This is a genomic window from Desulfosediminicola ganghwensis (assembly GCF_005116675.2).
GTDB classification, from domain to species: Bacteria; Desulfobacterota; Desulfobulbia; order Desulfobulbales; family Desulfocapsaceae; genus Desulfopila; species Desulfopila ganghwensis.
On record NZ_CP050699.1, the window covers coordinates 3,168,182 to 3,186,534 of the forward strand.

The 18,353-nt window shown below is 47.1% G+C and carries 15 protein-coding genes and 1 pseudogene; 3 read left to right on the top strand and 13 right to left on the bottom strand.

What is annotated here, in order from left to right:
* Positions 1 to 171 precede the first annotated feature (171 nt).
* From FCL45_RS24595 to FCL45_RS13460, 5 genes and pseudogenes are all read right to left on the bottom strand, one after another.
* Positions 172 to 1,389: pseudogene (locus tag FCL45_RS24595) on the bottom strand (PQQ-dependent sugar dehydrogenase).
* A gap of 22 nt (positions 1,390 to 1,411) precedes the next feature.
* A complete protein-coding gene (locus FCL45_RS13445) occupies positions 1,412 to 1,858 on the bottom strand; it encodes a superoxide dismutase [Ni] (protein WP_136795965.1) in 447 nt (148 codons plus the stop codon).
* A 102-nt stretch (positions 1,859 to 1,960) separates the two neighbouring features.
* The gene (locus FCL45_RS13450) at positions 1,961 to 2,464 is read right to left on the bottom strand and encodes a signal peptidase II (protein WP_136795964.1); all 504 of its coding nucleotides are present in this window, start codon (positions 2,462 to 2,464) and stop codon (positions 1,961 to 1,963) included.
* A gap of 50 nt (positions 2,465 to 2,514) precedes the next feature.
* The gene (locus FCL45_RS13455) at positions 2,515 to 2,685 is read right to left on the bottom strand and encodes a hypothetical protein (protein WP_153305537.1); all 171 of its coding nucleotides are present in this window, start codon (positions 2,683 to 2,685) and stop codon (positions 2,515 to 2,517) included.
* A 78-nt stretch (positions 2,686 to 2,763) separates the two neighbouring features.
* The gene (locus tag FCL45_RS13460) at positions 2,764 to 3,156 is read right to left on the bottom strand and encodes a YkgJ family cysteine cluster protein (protein WP_136795963.1); all 393 of its coding nucleotides are present in this window, start codon (positions 3,154 to 3,156) and stop codon (positions 2,764 to 2,766) included.
* A gap of 214 nt (positions 3,157 to 3,370) precedes the next feature.
* Between FCL45_RS13460 and FCL45_RS13465 the strand changes: the two genes are divergently transcribed.
* Positions 3,371 to 4,207 (top strand): alpha/beta hydrolase, encoded by an 837-nt coding sequence (locus tag FCL45_RS13465; protein ID WP_167495668.1) that lies wholly within the window; start codon positions 3,371 to 3,373, stop codon positions 4,205 to 4,207.
* 25 nt (positions 4,208 to 4,232) lie between these two features.
* Here the strand turns inward: FCL45_RS13465 and hgcB are convergent, their stop codons facing one another.
* Together hgcB and hgcA are read right to left on the bottom strand one after the other, a co-directional pair.
* The gene (gene hgcB, locus FCL45_RS13470) at positions 4,233 to 4,526 is read right to left on the bottom strand and encodes a mercury methylation ferredoxin HgcB (RefSeq protein ID WP_136795961.1); all 294 of its coding nucleotides are present in this window, start codon (positions 4,524 to 4,526) and stop codon (positions 4,233 to 4,235) included.
* A gap of 28 nt (positions 4,527 to 4,554) precedes the next feature.
* Complete coding sequence (hgcA, locus tag FCL45_RS13475; protein ID WP_250697407.1) at positions 4,555 to 5,727, bottom strand: mercury methylation corrinoid protein HgcA; 1,173 nt, start codon at positions 5,725 to 5,727, stop codon at positions 4,555 to 4,557.
* A gap of 375 nt (positions 5,728 to 6,102) precedes the next feature.
* Between hgcA and FCL45_RS13480 the strand changes: the two genes are divergently transcribed.
* On the top strand, positions 6,103 to 7,800 hold the full coding sequence (locus tag FCL45_RS13480; protein WP_228721329.1) for a bifunctional sulfate adenylyltransferase/adenylylsulfate kinase: 1,698 nt from the start codon (positions 6,103 to 6,105) through the stop codon (positions 7,798 to 7,800).
* A gap of 20 nt (positions 7,801 to 7,820) precedes the next feature.
* Here FCL45_RS13480 and FCL45_RS13485 read toward each other — a convergent pair whose 3' ends face one another.
* Positions 7,821 to 9,134 (bottom strand): hypothetical protein, encoded by a 1,314-nt coding sequence (locus FCL45_RS13485; RefSeq protein WP_136795958.1) that lies wholly within the window; start codon positions 9,132 to 9,134, stop codon positions 7,821 to 7,823.
* A 326-nt stretch (positions 9,135 to 9,460) separates the two neighbouring features.
* Here FCL45_RS13485 and FCL45_RS13490 point away from each other — a divergent pair, with 326 nt between their 5' ends.
* Positions 9,461 to 10,528, top strand: coding sequence for an iron-containing alcohol dehydrogenase family protein (locus FCL45_RS13490; protein WP_136795957.1), 1,068 nt, complete (start codon positions 9,461 to 9,463; stop codon positions 10,526 to 10,528).
* Positions 10,529 to 10,690: 162 nt separating this feature from the next.
* On the opposite strand, the gene FCL45_RS13495 is transcribed toward FCL45_RS13490, so the two are convergent.
* The 5 genes from FCL45_RS13495 to FCL45_RS13515 all read right to left on the bottom strand — a co-directional run bounded on the left by FCL45_RS13495 (position 10,691) and on the right by FCL45_RS13515 (position 18,349).
* Entirely contained in the window at positions 10,691 to 11,056 is a 366-nt protein-coding gene (locus FCL45_RS13495) for a response regulator (protein ID WP_136795956.1), read from the bottom strand.
* Between the two features lie 188 nt (positions 11,057 to 11,244).
* Positions 11,245 to 11,733, bottom strand: a complete 489-nt coding sequence (locus tag FCL45_RS13500) for a hypothetical protein (protein WP_136795955.1) — start codon at positions 11,731 to 11,733, stop codon at positions 11,245 to 11,247.
* A 32-nt stretch (positions 11,734 to 11,765) separates the two neighbouring features.
* The gene (locus FCL45_RS13505; RefSeq protein WP_136795954.1) at positions 11,766 to 15,821 is read right to left on the bottom strand and encodes a hybrid sensor histidine kinase/response regulator; all 4,056 of its coding nucleotides are present in this window, start codon (positions 15,819 to 15,821) and stop codon (positions 11,766 to 11,768) included.
* An 86-nt stretch (positions 15,822 to 15,907) separates the two neighbouring features.
* A complete protein-coding gene (locus FCL45_RS13510; protein ID WP_136795953.1) occupies positions 15,908 to 16,462 on the bottom strand; it encodes a chemotaxis protein CheW in 555 nt (184 codons plus the stop codon).
* A gap of 39 nt (positions 16,463 to 16,501) precedes the next feature.
* Entirely contained in the window at positions 16,502 to 18,349 is a 1,848-nt protein-coding gene (locus FCL45_RS13515; RefSeq protein ID WP_136795952.1) for a response regulator, read from the bottom strand.
* Between the last annotated feature and the right edge of the window lie 4 nt (positions 18,350 to 18,353).

The window sequence follows — 18,353 nt, forward strand, 5'->3', positions numbered from 1 at the left end:
CTGGAGATTAAGATGCTTCGGATAGCGTTGAGATCTCTACAGTGCTTTTGCCCTGTTCTTTCATAATAAATGCGTGTTAGCGTAAAATTATACGATAATCTTACGCCCAATTGTAGAGGGCGGGGCGGGGCAATGTCAAACCAGAGAAGAAAATGAAGAGTAACGAGATAATTATGGGCTATTCCGAAAGATTTTACCACTATCCGTTGAGAAATAGATGAGTCCGGCTGGAGATTCTGCAACGTCACGAATCCTTTCGTGTAGTGATTCAAATAATCGCTCTTCCAAGACTGCCTCGCCTTGCGCATTCATTGTAACCCGATTGAGGTGACGAAGTTTTAAAGCACCAGCAAAGAGATTGCCTCGCTATTTTGGGAAGGCCTTGCCGGAGTAGATAATCAGACTGCCTGGAGCAATGGAGAGGATGTATACCTTGACAGGAGGCTCCATTCCCTGCTTTTCCCTGGCCTCACCTACAGGGATTGGCGCGTAATACTCCTGCCCATGAGAAACTATGGGCCAGCCATAGTTTTTTCCAGCTTCAATCAGGTTGATCTCATCTCCTCCCCTGGGGCCATGTTCGATGAGCCAGAGACGACTGGTTTCAGCATCGAAAGCGATGCCCTGCGGGTTTCGATGACCATAACTGTATATTTCGGGAAGAGCCTCTGGAGTATCAATAAACGGGTTACTGTCCGGTATACTGCCGTCTAATTTAAGGCGGAGTACAGAGCCGGCATGATTAGAGAGATTCTGGGCATTGGGTCTTTCGCCCCGGTCACCCACAGTGAAGAAAAGATGACCGGACTGATCAAAAGCAATTCTGCTGCCGTAGTGGCGACTGGTACTGGTACCTGAATTGGTGACGAGTATGTCCTGCCACAGGATAAGAGAATTGTCTTTAAAACGGGCTTTGGCAAGGACGGTTACCCCGTTACGTTCTACGCGCTTGCTGTACGTAAAAAAAATCTCTTATGTGTCCTGAAAGTCAGGTGAAACTGCTAAATCCAGCAATCCCCCCTGGCCTGATGCAAAAACATCCGGTGCTTGCGAAATTTTTGTAATCTCCCGGGACTGTAAGTCAAGCAGTGAAACCGAGCCTGATTTTTCTGTGAGAATCAACAGATTTTCCGAAATGAAATCAATCCCCCAGATAATATCGAGTCTGTCAGCAACCTGCTCGAGCCGGAACCTTTCTTCAGCAAAACCCGGCTGTGTTGTAAACAGGATCGCGATGATGATAATTGCCGTGGTTCCTGCAAAGGCAATTGCCATTTCACGTAATCGTGATCTGAGATACATCGCCCTGGTTGCAATATATTGTCGTGACAGAAGACAATACGCGTGTTGATGCTGCAGTTCGCTGTCCCGGGGGGTGTGCTTCAACATCACATCACTTGTGGATGAGGTTTTAATGAGGTTTGAAATAGAGTGTATCAAACCGTGAAAGAAGCTCTCTCAGTTCAGTAGTGTACTTAGTATCAGTGGTTTGTTTGCTTTTCATGGCTGCAATCAGCATTTGGTGAAGAATACTTAATTGCTCGGCATAATTTTCTGTGCCGACTTTAAGCCTTTGGGTCATAAAGTACTGAGTTACGATATGTTGAAGCTGATTAGCGTGTTCTTCTTTATTCATCACCCAGCGAACTAGCTGGTTGTGATCCTGTTTCTCCGCCATTTTGATTTCTTCGATTTTGGCCATAGACTTTTCGATGGTGGTTATATGTTCACCTATCAGGGTAATGCGTACTTCATCATCATAGATGCCGCATGGTATTTCACAGTGAGAGAAAGAGGTTGAAGCGGTAGCGAATAGGAAGAGAGAAATGACAGCCAACTGAAGAAATAGTCTTTTCATGACGAACTCCTTTGAAATTGGGTATCTGTGAGATTCTGATGCTTACAAAATATGTCAGGAACCGATCTGGGCAAGAGCAAAAAGGGTGGGCCCGGAAAAATCTTATGGGTGAGCGGGTGGCAGGAGGCGAGCGAGTGAATATCCGAGATAGAAACCACCGCCGAGAATATAGACATCAGCCAGATTGAAAATACCGGTGCTGAACGGACCGAGCGTTATGGCAATGAAGTCAATTACACCACCATTGTTGATCAGGCGGTCGATCAGATTGCTTGTGCCACCCGCGAGTATGAGTGATGCTACGGTGATTTGGGCGATTGAGAGCCTCTGCTGGTAGCGGAGGACAATGACGGTGAAGGCAAGTAGCAGCAGTCCTACACCAACCGTGAGAACAATCCCCCGCAATGGCTCGGGAACCGCCAGAAGAAAACCCAGAAAACCTGCAGAATTCTCTACATATTCAAAACGGATTACTCCACCTGGAGCGGTAAATGGCGGAAGTCCCTGGAGGGTGTTCCGGGCGTATCCTTTACTGACCTGATCTACTACTACTACCGCCAGAACAAAAGGTAAAATTCCGCCACTCAGCAAAACAGCCTTGCGCATTGGTATTTGAGTCACCTCTGGAGGTGGAAGCCTGGATCTTCTGAAAGTGTTTATTTGTCGCTTTTCTCTATTTCCCGGACAGTGACATTGTTGCCGGTGCGGGGAGTAATACAACGACTCCTGTAGAGCGTATCAATTTGCGCGAGCTTAGCATCAAGCTGGTCTAATTCCTCTGCGGATACTTCCAGGTCTTCTTGGGGTTCTGTTGTTTGCTTGGTCATCGTATACCTCAACGTTATTGCATTGCAAAATTGCGTTCAGTTTTTTGTGAACGAACAGGGTACGCAGTTCCGGTAAAGTTAGCAATCAGTTTTTCTGGCGAAGGCACAGAATCCGGAGCGGGGGCCTATCTGGGGGTGGTTTCTGCATGTGTCCGGCCGCTGTTCGTAAATGCTGCAGCGTCGGGTCTTTTTATCGAGGTAGAGGCAATCACCGTTTGCCATTCGACTGAGCGTGTATAACTCCTTTTTGGGATAGAAATGCTCGACGATACCTTGTTTTTTAAGACGCTTGGCTATATTTTTTGGGTTTTCTCCAAGCTCAAATTCGTCCATGACTTCCATGCGAATGAGGTCTTTGGCCTTGACCTCAACGGGCAGCTTGCAACAACTCGCGTTACAGTCATAACAAAGTTTGGGTGTATACTTTATCCAGGTTTTTGGTTCGTCGAGTAATGTGGGCTGTGTTGCCATTCTTTTCCTCCTCTTAAGGCAGATATTGGTCTGGGGAAAAAAGATAGCGAACGTAGCACAGTCTCGATGAAATTGCCAGCTACTGTTGGCGATTATGGAGTTTCATGGGGGCGGCAATACGCCTGTCACCTGATACCTCACTCCTGTCCGTTTTTTTAAGTTTCACGGGAAATCAGAATCATTCATCCTTTTGTGCCGATCAGCTATGTTCAAAATGGATCAGTCTCATTTGTGGGTACGTTCGTTATCGTCAGTCCGGCAGGTCGATTCCGGGTACTGGTTTAGTGTAGAAAAAGATCAGTGTCGGGGAGGGGTGCTGCTGGCTCATGGTCTTAATATGAATCCCAAAAGCTGGCGGGAGATGATCGTTTTTCTCAACAGATTGGGATTAGCAGTTTACCGGCTTGAGCTGAAGGGCCATCGAGGGTTAAACTTTGAGGACATGATGGATGTGAGTGCCCGGGAGTGGCTCGAACAGTTCAATTCTGCAGTTGAATTCATGGCGGAACAAATTCCTGGGCTACCCGCCTATCTGGTTGGCTATTCTCTGGGGGGACTTCTGGGGATGGTGGCGCAACTTCAGAAAAGCGAACCCTGTTTTGAGCGACAGGTGTTGCTGGCTCCGGCATTGGCCTTGAAATTATATACCCGCCTGGCACTTCCAATGACCAGGGTGGTGTCTTTTTTGGCTTCACGTTCTCCGAAGGAATATGTGGCAAATACAAGAGGGACCACCGGTGCTGCATACCAGGCACTTTTTGACTTGGAGAGGGAGTTTCGCTCTGCAGAGGAGAGACAGTTCTCGGTGGTGAATTATCCAACCCTGATTATCATGCGGCCCAATGATGAACTGATCAGCTATCGGTGCACGAAGAAACTGATAGAACGAAGGGAGCTGAATAGGTGGAAATTGGCTGAACTCCCAAAGAAAAAAACGACTCACCGGGATCTTTACTTTCGTCATCTGATAATTGACGAAAAGTCAGTCGGTGAGCGATCATGGCAGAAACTGACCAAGCTGTTGGAGGAGTTTCTGATCAGGGGAGAGTAAAAAGAAGATATTTCTGTTTTAACACCTAGCAGCATCCCCCTCCAAGGGTTTTCCCTGTATATTTTGCAATCCAGCTCTTGATGATAAGGGTTGCGCAGCCGCATTTGTCATCGGGATTGACATGGATGGCATTCACTGGGCAATTCAGGGCACAGGCACCACATTCCATGCAGGCCCCGAAATCAACAATTTCTGCTTTTTTACCTTTCAGGGTAAATATCCGATGGGGACATGTTGTGACACACATGCCGCAACCAATACATGTATCAACATCGAGTGTGAGTTCAGCTACATTTTCGAGGTAACGGAATTCTTTCATGATTGTAAATCCTGTTGTCGAGGTTCAACTAACCCCTGATAAACGGGGAGATCAGCCAGAGAACCAAGGCAATTGTTGCCAAAGCTATCTGCAGCGGTAACCCCCGACGCATTTCAAATTCTACACCGGAAAGAGACGTGTAGGGGGTTGACCCGGTAAAGTTCATGGCGAGAAAAGAGCCAGTGGCAAGCATCCAGGATGCGAGGGCTAAGGTATCATGACTTCCTGCAATTGGAATAGACCACATTGAGAACAGCAATGCAGAAATGAGTGACGTGAAAGCACCTTTTAACCAGAATTGCCTGAAAGGAAGGGCCCTGAGTAAGAGAGGCGTTACGACAGCCCCCGCAAAAATTCCCATAAGAGTAGCCAAAAGAAAAGGAATGATACGACTAATAGCTTGGTTTGTTGAAAAAAATTCCGGGCCAATACCGGATATCGGCAACATCACTAGCAGCAGCAATACCAGAGGTTTAATACTCAGGAAAACTTCAACTGGAACAAGTTCTGCCCGTTCTTTCAGGGTGAAAGTCACAGATCGCATCCTGTCATCTGCCTGCAGTTGATTTGCTATGAACTCTGGAAGATCAGATAAGCGAACAGGACCAAACACGCCGCGAAACCCGCATTCACTTTTCAGTCTCAGGCAGTCTACACCGGTTGCAGAGAGTTGGGGAAGTATGAGAGTGCGATGGTTGACAACTTTGGCAAGGTCGGAATGCTTTACCTGATATGCTATTTCGGCAGTACTGAAGGTACCCTTGCCGGCAGCACACCAGACATTTATGCCCCGTGTATCGATAACCAACAACCAGACGTCGATAACCTTCAGATTTCTGCGGGCAATATCAAAGGTCAGCTTATAGTTGGCGGTAACAACCACCGGTGAATCAGCGGAAGGTGAGCCTACCGCATACAACCCCGGTGTCACCTTGTAATTGTTTCTGAGAATGCCTGTTCGCACTCCTATGGTGCCGAGATGATCCCGGCCCGAGAGTTCACTTTTTAACTGCGGGACACTGCCTCTAGCTGTCTGGATAAACCCATGTACGAAAGGGTCGATGGTATACCCGGCTTTTTCATGTTCCCCTGCCCGGGGATAAGTTTCCGGGCCTCAGCAGGGACCCGAGTCGATTTCGGGAGGTGGCTGGATAGGAATGTCCTGAATGGGGGTTATGAACTGCTGTGGTTCGCTTCGCACTGGTCTATTCTCCGGTTGCGGCTAAAAAAGTGATCTTTGTTATTTCTGAAAATATAGTTCCTGAAAGTAAAAAGCATCAATCTTTCTGTCAAGTTTGTTGAAATCAGGTGCTCCTTATATAATCAAAAGGCAAATTTTATGATAGTGACTGTTGGTCCGTAATTCAGATTGTAGATATTGGGCGCCAACAGATAATCGACAATAATTGCAATTAATTCCATTGCTGGTATAAAGATACTCAACCACTCAAACAGCACCGTGTGTAAGCTGCCTAAGTGAGTAAAGGCGGTGTGTCCTGTATCTAAATTATAAATCCGGCGTAGGAAATGCCATCCGTGTTACGCCTTTTCAATACAACCATATAAAGGAATTGTCGTGAGAGAATTCTACTCTGAAAGTCTGATCGTTCATTTCAGGCGAGTTGAAACGTTGCGTCATGAGGCGCTGAGTTGCACAGCCATAGATCTAAACGGCAGACAGCTTTGTGATCTCGAATTATTACTCAACAGGGGATTTTATCCTCTGACCGGCTATATGGATAAGGACGTATATGAGTCTGTTGTGGATACCATGCGCCTGCCGGATGGGACGGTATGGCCCATGCCTATCTGCCTTGACGTAAATGAGCAGACAGCAGAGAGGTTGACAATCGGAGACAGGGTGGCACTGAATGATCAGGAAGGTTTCCTGCTGGCGATTCTGACTGTTACCGATCTCTGGAAAGCAGATAAGAAGAAAGAAGCAAAGACGGTGTACGGGACCGATAACCCTGCCATTCACCCCGGTGTCATGCAGCTGTACGATAGGGTCGGTGAATATTATGTCGGGGGGGATCTGGAGGGCGTGAGTTTACCGATTCACTATGACTTTCAACAGTTGCGGTTGGCTCCGTCAGAGACTGTGCGTCGCTTTACCATGAATGGCTGGCGCCGGGTGCTTGGCTTTCACGCTGATGAATATCTGCATTGCGCTCACCGGGAAATGGTGATGGAGGCCGCCCGTGAGGCAGGTACTGCTATTTTTCTTCAGCCAGTAGCAGATCTGAGTCATCCCGGTAACCTTGATTATTACACCCAGATCCGTTGTTACGAGGCCTTCACTAAACAGTTCCCGTCTCACATGATCCAGCTCGGCCTGACTCCTTTTGCGACCAGAAAGGCGGGGCCCAGGGAGGCGCTCTGGCAGGCGATCATGAGAAAGAATTTTGGCTGCAGTCACTTCATGGTGGCGGAAGATCATGCAGATCCATTCAAAGGTCTGGGCAGGGGTGAGCGTTTCTACAGTTCTGGTGAGGCCCAGAAACTGGTTGCCGAATTTGCGGCCGAGACCGGAATTGAAATGGTCCCCAAAAGGGAGATGGGCTATCATCAGGAGGAGAAAAAGTATGTTCTCCTCGATGAGGTTGATGAGGAAGAGGTCGCAACTATAACCTCCAGGGAGTTACGACTCCGCCTGGAGCAGGGGGAAAGTATCCCTGAGTGGTTTTCCTATCCGGAGATCGTCGATGAGTTGCGTCGATCTTTTCCACCAAAATCGAAGCAGGGCTTCACCATATTCATGAGTGGATTTTCCGGTTCGGGTAAATCGACCATCGCCAAGGTCTTGCTGGTGAAGTTTATGGAGATGTGTGACCGGCCGGTGACTTTGCTTGATGGCGACATCGTGAGGACAAATCTTTCATCAGAGCTGAATTTTTCCAAGGAACATAGAAACCTCAACATCACCAGAATCGGTTTCGTAGCCAGTGAGATTACCAAGAATGGAGGGGTTGCTCTCTGTGCCCCCATCGCCCCCTATGAGGAGTCACGACAGGCTAACCGCGAGTTGATTTCGCAGTACGGCGGCTACATTGAGGTGTATGTCTCCACTCCGCTCGAGGTTTGTGAGAGCAGGGACCGTAAAGGGCTGTACGCCAAGGCACGTGCAGGCAAGGTCAAGGGCGTGACGGGTATTACCGATCCGTATATACCGCCTTCAAATCCGGAGTTGACCATCGACACCTCCACTGTCACGCCGATGGAGGCAGTGCAGGAGATATTGCTCTATCTGCAGAAGCAGGGCTATATAGCGTAATAGATCCGTTTTAAAGGCTTTCAGATCTGTTCGATCTGCTTGCGAAACAGCTTCAGCATATCGTTACGTATTGCCTGGTGGTTCAGATAGAATATGTCGTCCGGAAAAAGCAGTTCGGCAACACCAGAGTCGAAAATGCGCCGGACTTCATACTCGTCGTGAGCCACATCCCGCTGATACATGTAGTTCAGCCAGGTACGATTGGTATGGATGATGAATTCCACGCGCATACCACCCAGTTTGGCAAAAAATTTGAGCATCGGGGTTTTGCTTGACGAACCGGTGTTGGTGGCGGCATATTTTTCCGCGCCACTCAAGGTATCTGAAATATCTTCGAGTACCATGAAGGAATCAGCCCGTGAAGCGCTTCGGGTGAGATGGTTTTGAAATATTTTAACATCAGCCATTGAGTTCAGTACGGCCATGAGACCCAACTCATCGTCCACTGCAGCAGCTGGGTTTTTCTCATTTTTCCGTAACAGCTTCAGTACTTTTGCTTCAGGAGGTTTTTTTCGGATTGAGACATAAATGGGGTATTCCCTGCCATCAACTTCAAAGCTTCTTCTCTTCAAGAGTGTCAGTTTCATCCCATCTTCGAATTGTACGTCGGCAGCTTCTTTACGTTCAATGACTTCAACTTCTGTGCAGCGGAAATCTTTCTTATCGTGATGGGAGAGGAGATAAACCGGATCGTGTTCACCGATTTTGAGTTTTGGACTCCAGACGTAATCGTTCAAAAAAGAGAGAAATGAAGAGAATTTATCCTCTATCCCTGTTTCGTTTTCGCGCTGATGAATGGATGCTGCCAGGTTCATCAGTTGCAACTTACGCCGGGCTTCGAATCGCGCTTTTTTGTGATATCGATCATTAAAAATAATTAACAGCAATTCGATTGGGTCATTAATAACCTCTATCTCGTTGGTTGTTTCGATATGGGAGGCGTACGGCTTGAAGACTTTGTTTCTCAGGCTGTTTATCACAGCGTCCGCTGTACGTGAATATTCGTTAACACGGGACTCTATCTCGTTATTGGTTCCCTGCATGCCGAACATATTTCCTAATCGTCCGTATGCCCTTTGACTGAGTTCGGCTCGAAGTTCTTTATTGTTAAATATCCCTTCAATTTCCTTGAAGCTGGAAATTTCGAGAAACTCAAATATCTGACTACGCAAGGCACGGTATTTGGTCACGTTATTACGGTTTGAGGAAAGTTGTTTTACCCAGGCCCGAGTGCGTTTTGAAAATGGTTTCATGAGGTTGACGGTTTCTTCCACTGCAAGTGGGCCGTGCTGGCGCAGGGAAGTGAATACACTGTGTTCGTTGATAACTGACATATGAGCGTTCTGGTGTTATTATAGAAGGAAATTCCTGGTATGTGATGTATTTGTCACACCGGTTGGTAGGTTTTGCTTTTTGGTTAACTGCTCGTCCTACCTGCATTAAGATGAATTCTTTGTTGAATTTTGCCAATATATTTGTTACCTGAGCACTGGTCAGGGTTTCTTCATGACCCGGATAATAGATCAGGCTGCCTGGCAATTATTAGAGATTGCGGGGTGTTTTGGCAATGACTGTCTATAAGAATAGATCGCCTTAAACGAGGCCGGCACAGCTATTGTAGCAGCCTGGTTTTACAATTCATAGATGAAATGGGAAAAAAATGTACAGAAACTTCAGTATAGTACCTAAAATAATGTTTGGTCGAGGATCATTCAACCAGCTTGGTGATGTTCTCAAGGAAAAGCGTGTAAACCCTGATTCCTATGTGGTGTTTGTTATTGACGATGTGTTCAAGGATGCACCTCTTGAAGCTCGCTTGCCCATGGAGGGGAATGACCTGTTGCTGCGAGTGAACGTAGACGACGAACCAAAGACCAGCTACATTGATGCACTTGTTGCAAAAGTCAAAGAGTACAGTGAAGTGAAGCCTGATGGCATAATAGGTATTGGCGGCGGCAGCGCTATGGATATCGCCAAAGCGGTCTCTCTTATGCTCAACAACCCAGGTTCAGCCGCTGACTATCAGGGCTGGGATCTGATTCAGAATCCTGCTGTATATCACGTGGCAATTCCCACCCTAGCAGGAACCGGTGCGGAAATATCCAGAACCACAATTTTGACCGGCCCGGATAAAAAGCTGGGAATCAATTCTGATTACACACTGTTTGACCAGATAATTCTCGATCCCGAATTGCTCGCAGGTGTACCTAAAGATCAGTGGTTCTACACAGGCATGGATTGTTATATCCATGATGTTGAATCCCTGGAGGGAACTTTTTTAAATGAGTTCAGCAAATCATATGGCGAGAAATCAATTGATCTCTGTCGGCAGGTATTTCTGGAAGACCATGCCGATAAAGACGACAAATTGATGATGGCCTCCTACTTCGGGGGAATGAGTATCGCGTACTCCCAGGTAGGTGCCTGTCACGCCTTGTCATATGGTCTTTCTTACGTGCTCGGCATCCATCACGGCATCGGCTGTTGTATCACCTTTGATTACCTGGATGAAATTTATCCAAAGGGGGTAGAGGAGTTCCGCAGGATGATGGCGAAACATTCCATCACTTTGCCAAGAAATCTTACCGCCAACATGGATGATGCATCGCTGGACAAAATGGTAAGAACCGCCCTGGGCCTTGTACCCCTGTGGGAGAATTGTCTCGGGCCAGATTGGCAGAATATCATGACACCTGAGCGAACTCTGGAACTCTATAAAAAGATGTAATCACCTCCCGGCATTGCTGAGGCTGATTCATATCTCAATAAAAAAGCCCTGTGAATTTCTCACAGGGCTTTTTTATTCAAACATTCCATCAGCTTTTTCAAAGAGCGTTGATTGCAGAGAAAAAGCTGATGCGTTTTTGCATTGAAAATTGGTAGCTTAAACTTAGATGTGCTGCTCAATAGCGGTTAGCAGTGATACTTCTTCGTAGGGCTTGAAGACATATTCATCTGCACCTTGTTTCATTCCCCAGAATTTATCACTTGGCTGTGACTTGCTGGTTACCATTATGACTTTGATGTCCTTGGTAGCCTCATTGTTTTTGAGCTGCCTGCAGATTTCAAAACCGTTCTGTTTCGGGAGAATAACGTCCAGAAGGATAAGATCTGGTTTGTTTTCACTCGCGATTTCTATAGCTTTTTCGCCTTCATCGGTGCTGAGAACCTTGTAGCCGTTTGCGGTACAGAGGTTTTCTGCGATATGAAGGTCGGTAGGGCTGTCTTCAACAATCAGGATAACTTTGTCGCTCATTATTCGTGTTCCACTCTAAATCTAGGTGAATGGGAAATATTCCCACATTTCCGGTCTTTTCAAGACACGCTTTATTTACTCTATAACAGAAGCTGTGCTACAATGTGCAAGCTAATTTATGTATATTTATCAAATCTTTCCACTACAATCTACATTCTTTGGCAATCTTCATCATGCTCATTGGTGTATCAGTCCTGACTGACCAGCAGGCGATCATGAATTTTGGCAATATCCGGAATCAGAACCAGTTGGTTATCCGGCAGGGCGAATGCGCCGAGCAGATCCTGGCTGTTTTTGGGTAAGCCGGTGTCTGTTGCTTGTGACGCGTTGAAGTTCAACTTTCGGACTCGCAGTGGATTGGCGGTGCGAAGAATGACTCGCCGAGCTTTTCCATCAATACCTGGTGCTCGCGTCACCACGAATTTATATGGTTGTGATGAAGCTAACATCCCAAGGTGGAAATACTTTTCAAGACTTATAACCAGTAGGGCATCGTCCTGATATTGCGCTCTTTGCAAATGCGGATATTTGTCGTCAGCCGGGAGTAGAGCTATATCGTGGAGTATATATTCGATCTGACCCCGGCTGATTAACCAGTTGATGTCCCAACCTTCGATGGAGGGGACATTTGCCTTAATCAAGCCAATCTCTGGTTCTTTCTGCTGTGCTGTTATCATGGGTGCTCAACTGATTCAATTGTTAAACGTTTTCAGGCCCGGCTTGAGTCCATACTGCTGACGAGCTGGATGAAGTCTTCTTCCTGGAATGGTTTCACCATATAATGGTTTACTCCGAGTTCCTTTGCTTTGTTCTGATGTTTTTCCGAGGCCCTTGAGGTCAACATAACAACAGGGATGGCCTTATATCGCTCATCATTGCGGATAATTGCCATAAACTCAAAGCCATTCATTCGTGGCATTTCAATATCAAGAACGATTACGTCGGGAATAAGATTCTCCAGGGTTTCCAGGGCGTCAATACCGTCAACGGCCTGGAATGAGGACCACGATTGGCCTTTCACAAGGCGGGTAATGGTATAGCGGACACTGATCGAGTCATCGACAACAAGTACCTTGAGCGGTTCTCTGTTATCGATAATATCGTTTTTCTCAGGGCTTGACTGTGGCTGAAAATCCACCTTAACGGCAAGCTCGTGGAGATTAAGGATTGGGATGATAGTACCTTCACCTGTAAGTGTCACGCCATTGATGCCGGGGACATAACGTAAATGGGAACCAAGATCCTTAATGACGATCTCGCGTTGCTCTTCTATAGCCTCGATCTGTACCGCACTGAATTGGTATTGCGACGTTTCAACGATCAAGGTCAGAATATTCTCATTAACAATTTGCGTGGATGGAAGCTGAAGGCTATTGCTGAGATTAATAATAGGAATTACCTGATCGTTCCACTGAACTTTATCGCCTTCGATAATTTCAGCTGCGGCAAATTTTCGTACTTCGACGATATCATGAATAGGAACGGCGAACTTTCGCTGGCTCAGTTCGAATATAATAGCCCTGTTAACAGAAAGGGTTATGGGAATTCTGAGTTCGAAAGTAACTCCTTTACCGGGCGAGTTGTGTATCTGCACTGAACCGCGCAGGTCCTGAAGATTCTTCAGGACGACATCAAGACCAACACCGCGGCCGGAGGTTTCGCTGACATCATCACGGGTGGTGACACTGGGCTTGAACAGGTATGGCAGCAGTTCTGTTTCGCTAAGCCTGTCGTCGGCGCTGATTAACTGTTCTTCAATGAGCTTATCACGAAGACGTCCAGTGTTTATACCCTGGCCGTCATCACTGATTTTAAGTACGACGAAGCGACCACGCTGGCTGGCATGAAAGGTAATCTGACCGGAAGGTGACTTACCCTGTCGTGTCCTGATGTCAGAACTTTCTATGCCGTGGTCAATGCAGTTACGGAGAATATGAGAGAATGGATCGATAGTACGTGACCAGATAAAGCGATCCATGTAGACATCGTCACCGGTGATAGCGAGTCGGACATTTTTGCCAAGTCTGGTAGCAGTTTGCCGGACAGTTCTATGCAGCATTCTGGAAATCGATGACAGGGGAGTCATCCTGATTCGCATCAGTTTTTCCTGCATTACACTCATGGCCAGCTGTTGCTTTGCTACCTGACCCTGCAGGTTGGCGCCAAGCGCAGTCATTTCGGTGTAGATAGCATTAATATCAATGGAAATCTCATTCAAAGAACGGATGATGAGGTTCAGTTGTGAATAACGATCGAGTTCAATAGGATCAAATTCGGAGAGCTCTGTACTGCCTCCGGAAAAGTCTGTTTCCTGCGGGGTGGCGCCGGAACCGAAACCATAAAGGGATTGAGCTTCGAATCCCACTTCAAGTTCCTGGGATTTTCTGCGAAGGGTATCTTTTACTGTGTTAAGTTCGCTGAGCGATTGAGAGTATTTATCCAGAAGTTTCTCAACAGTTCCTCGTGTTACAACCAACTCGCCTTCTACATTGACCAACTCGTCAAGATCGGCAAGCTTAACCCGTATGTTACCACTGTCGCCTGGTATGGCTGTAGTCCCTGTTTGTTCAACGACAGCATCTTGAATGATTGCAGATTGGACGACAGGTTCCGGTTGTACTTCTTCTTTGCTCTCAGCTTCGACCGCAACTTCTGTCATTGATCTTTTGTGGAGGTGGCCGCGTACGCCATTGATCAGTTCATCGATATCTGTGGTGGTAGAGGCTTTTTCAAACAAAGAGATTGACTCTATAACATCAATTGCTTCTGAGACAATGACGAGATCCAGCGGGTCAATATGCGGCGCACTGTCATGGAGCCAGTCGAGAAGGTCCTCAAGACAATGGGAGCATGAAGCGAGTTGGTCGAAACCGGTCATTGCCGCAGCACCTTTCAAGGTGTGAACTGCCCGTCGAACCGAACCTAAAGACTCACGAATGGTAGCTGTAACAGGAGTCGTTTCAATAATCGAAGCAGCGAGCGAGTTCAATGCGGCAGCAATGGTTTGCAGATGTTCGTCGCACTCGCTTTGAAATATTGCCAGTAACTCGGGGTCAAGTTGCTGAGTAAAAGATGATGTGTCATCTGTTTCATTCTTGTTTGCGAAAAACCCGTCCTGGTCTATCGCTGCAGCGGGGGGTTCATCTTCAGCTGATGAGATATCAAGCAGTATGTCACTTTCATTGATCTCCAATAGAAATTCTGCGTCCGCTGGTTGTTCAAGTGTCCAGCTACCCTGTGAAACGACCGGCACATCAGTACGGGCCATAATCGCTTCGATCTTCGCATTTATAGCAGAAAGGTCAGGAATGTTCGTAGTGCCATCTGTTTTGGTCAAAATCGTGATAGCATCAGAGCCTTCAACTATGAGTGTTATATCGGCTGGTGAAATTGTTCCTGAGTCATCACGCAACCACTCAAGATAACATTCGAGGCTGGCAGCACATTTTGAGATGGAGTCAAAACCTGTCATTGCTGCGGCACCCTTCAGGGTATGCGCAGCTCTACTCAACAGGGCGAGTTGTTCGCGTATTGGCTCTGAAACAGGTAGCACATCATCAATGATTGTGTTGAGTTGATTCAGTATCTCCTCAAACACCTGGAGATGCTCATCACATTCAGACTTGAAAATCTCGAGCAGTTCATCCTCGATGGAAGAGGGCGAGGTTGTTTCTTCAGTGATCGTCGATTCAGGTATCTCGTTCGACACCTGCGGGATAGCGCCAGAATTGAAATCTGCAGAGGTAGGGTTCTGGGCTAAAGTATCACCGGGAGCTTCAAGTGGTACAGACCTGTCATGGTTTTCGCCGATAACATCCGTAACATCCTCCGGTAACTGAAAATCCGCAGATGGTTCAGCTGCAACAGAGCGCTGAACAAGCAGATTGCAAAGGGACTCGAGATGTGCCTGAACCTTTCTAGCAGCCTCTTCACCATCTCCCGGGGGCATGGAGAATACGAGATCAAGATATGAAAGGAACTCCTGAAGTAACTCCGGAGTTGAGTTGCTGTTGAGTTCCGGCGATTTTTCAAGCTTTATCAAGATCATCAGGAATTGTGACAACAATGAATGATGACCTTTCAAGCCGGCAGATGCGGTAAGACCTGTGAGGGTTTTTACAGCCCTGATCATTGGTGGAAGGGAAACAGTATGAAATGGTGTGCTTTCAGGTGAATATTCGGCAAGTTCTTTCAGAAGAGGGACAACAGAGCGAAGTGAGAGCAGGCAATCAAGATGACCTTTGGATTCGGTTGTAAGAAAATGAGGGGCACTCATGTCCGGGGCAAATGCTGGTGCCGATGCTGTTCGGGAATCAAGGTCCTGCATCAGATTCAGCATATTGGTTGAAAGGGAAATAGGATTCTCCGGCCCGATTTTGTGCATAAGCGTCTTGAAAAAGGAAAGTGTATTTGAAAAAAGGGATTCCTCGGCCGCTTCGGATTTTTCAGGGAGCTCACAAAATTCACCAATATTCTGGTTTACCAGTGAAAGAAAATCCAACTGGTGGCCGATTGGAGTACGATTGTCGGCGATGAGTTCTCCGAGCAACATCTCACAGATGCCGGCAGAACTGCTCAAACCTTTGTGGGAGACCTGAGATGCAGCCCCTTTAATATTGTGAAAATAACGATAGACTTCACCAAGTGCCATTTTATCATCGGCCGTGAGGCGTAAGGTCGAAATAGCAAGGTCGATCTTGGGTATATAGCCGCCGACTTCCCTAAAGAATATGTTCGCCAGTTTTGGTTGTGATAGGTGTCGCATCTACATCTCCTTAACGACATGAAAATCCGGGAAGCAGGGTATACTCTGCAAACCGCCTGGGTACTGCTGTTGTTGAAATTTCATCATCAGGACAATTGGTAATCGTGCAGATTTTCAAGTGCCAGAAATGAATCCGGGGACAAAATCTGATATGTACTGTTTTCCACCTGGAGTCCCTTGTTGAAAACCTCAGGATAGGTCTGGGTTATTTGTGACTCACTGCTGATTACACAATCTGATTCAGGTCGGGAAATGGTTGCTATGACTTGATCGATACTGATCCCGACTTTATGCTTTTCATTAAAAAGAACACCAAGCTTGGCACCAAGCGGGGCAGGTTCTCTTTCCGGAATGAGCAGCTTATTCAGATCTATTACCGAAACGATTTCACCGCGACGATTGGCGATGCCATAGATCCAGTTTTGAAGGCTCGGGAGCGGTAATACCACGGGCATATGACTTATTTCAGAAAGTCCATCGATGGGGATAGCGAGTTTTTCAATACCGATTTGTACCAGGACGTATCTGCGCATCTTTTCCTGCTCTCCAAACATGAGATTGGAAGCGGGGCTGGCATCAAAATCCTGCACCTGGGCAAGTTGCTCGTCGATTGAACTGATGATTTGATTAAGTGATTTCATATCAGGCTAATAGTATTGGCTCTGGGTAGCTCGGTTCATTTACAGATATCCCCTGATTACAGATAAAAGCTTCTGGGGGTTGAAAGGCTTGGTCAGATATTCGTTGGAGCCTGCGAGCATCCCTTTCATGCGATCAGACGGGGCCGTTTTACCGGTCAACATAACGACTGGCAGGTCCTTGATATGGGGCATTTCTTTAAGTTGCGGTAAAATATTATAGCCAGTCGTATCGGGCAGCATGACATCCAGGAGGATAAGATCCGGTTGAATATTCGGAGCAAGCTCAAGTGCCTCCTGGCCGGTTGTCGCCTCGTGGATGTGGTAACCATTTCTGCCGAGTATCATCGAGATAACCTTACGTGAGGTTTGACTGTCCTCGATAACAAAAATGGATTTCTGGCTATTTTTTACGGATGCCGGCGAAATGACAGGGGTTCCCCTTTTCTGGCTTTCACCCGTTTGCTGTTTTGAAATTCCAGTAGCCGGTGCCGTGGGCTGATCTGCTTTCAAAGTGTTGGTAGTGAGTGAGGGGAGTGGGGCCTTGTTCGGGTCCCTCGTCTTTTTGATATATTGCTGAACAAGCTCCGTAAGCTTTTTGGGGTCAAACGGTTTAGTGACATACTCACTTGCTCCGGATTGAATACCGAGCAGGCGGTCAGTGGAATCCTGCCTGCCCGTGAGCATGATAACCGGAATATTTTTCATGCCTTTGAGTTGTCTGAGCTTTGGTAATAACTCGTGACCGTTGATATCTGGCAGCATGAGGTCCAGAAGTATAAGGTCAATAGAGGCAGACTGTGCCTTAGCCATGGCCTCTGCACCATTTTCGGCCTCAACTATCCTATAGCCAAGACGTTCAAAGAGCATTGATAGAACTTTGCGCGAAGTCTTGCTATCTTCGACCATCATCACTGTGACCTGGCTGCTCTGATGACGGGGCTCCTTCCTGGCTTCGGGTTCGGGGTTTCTGTCGTTGGCTTTAGCCAGAGTCAGGAGGAGAGAAAGGCTCTTACGGTAGAGTGTGGATTGGGGTGAGAGCCTGACTGCGTCCCTCATCAATGGGAGTGCTTTTTCGTACTGCTTGAGGTTGAAAGAGCCAAGTGAGAGCGTATAAGCGATACGCGCATTTTCAGGATCTTTCTCCAGGGCACGGTGGTAATAGACAAGAGACTGCTGTATTTCTTCCTGCTTGATATCGGATGCCAGCGGTTGTCCTGTAACTATAAGAGATGCTTTACAGTGACCACAGGTCGTGCCCTCATCCAGAAGCGACCAGCAGAATACGCAACGTTTAACACTTTCCGGAATATCTTCCAGCTGAGGCCTCATCTTCCGCGATTCCCGCCAGATATCTCTATCGTCGTTCCCCCATCGGTAGGCCTCATCAAGTGCTTTTATGATGTAATCATCCCTGGTGAGAAGGCGTGATTGCCAGAGCCATGCGGGGTAGTAAAACCTATTTTGGCGCAGAATACGTAACAGAAGCTCCGCAGCTTGTTTGTTTTTGAACTGGAAGAAAAGGAGCAGAGCATCTTCGAGGTATTTCTCCTCGTCGACGGGTATCTGCTTTTCCGATTGAGTTTGCAAACTGGACGTGTAATGGAGAATCTGCTCCAGCGAAAGAGAGATGTTCTTTGGTGCTGGTGCTGATTGCTCGTCGATAGCAATAGTGGTGTTTTCGAGACTTACCAGGGTAAGCACAGCACCGTTTCCGTTGAGTTTTCCCGTTGTGGCAGAAAGGAGTTGACCGCTACGTATCTGAACAATTCCCTGCCTGTTCCCGCTTTTGATGTGCAGATCAAGGCTGCTTCCTTTTCTGCGGGCAGACTGGATGTGATCGAGAATAGTATTGTTCAGATCTGTTGAACTGTGAACTATTTTTGACATATGA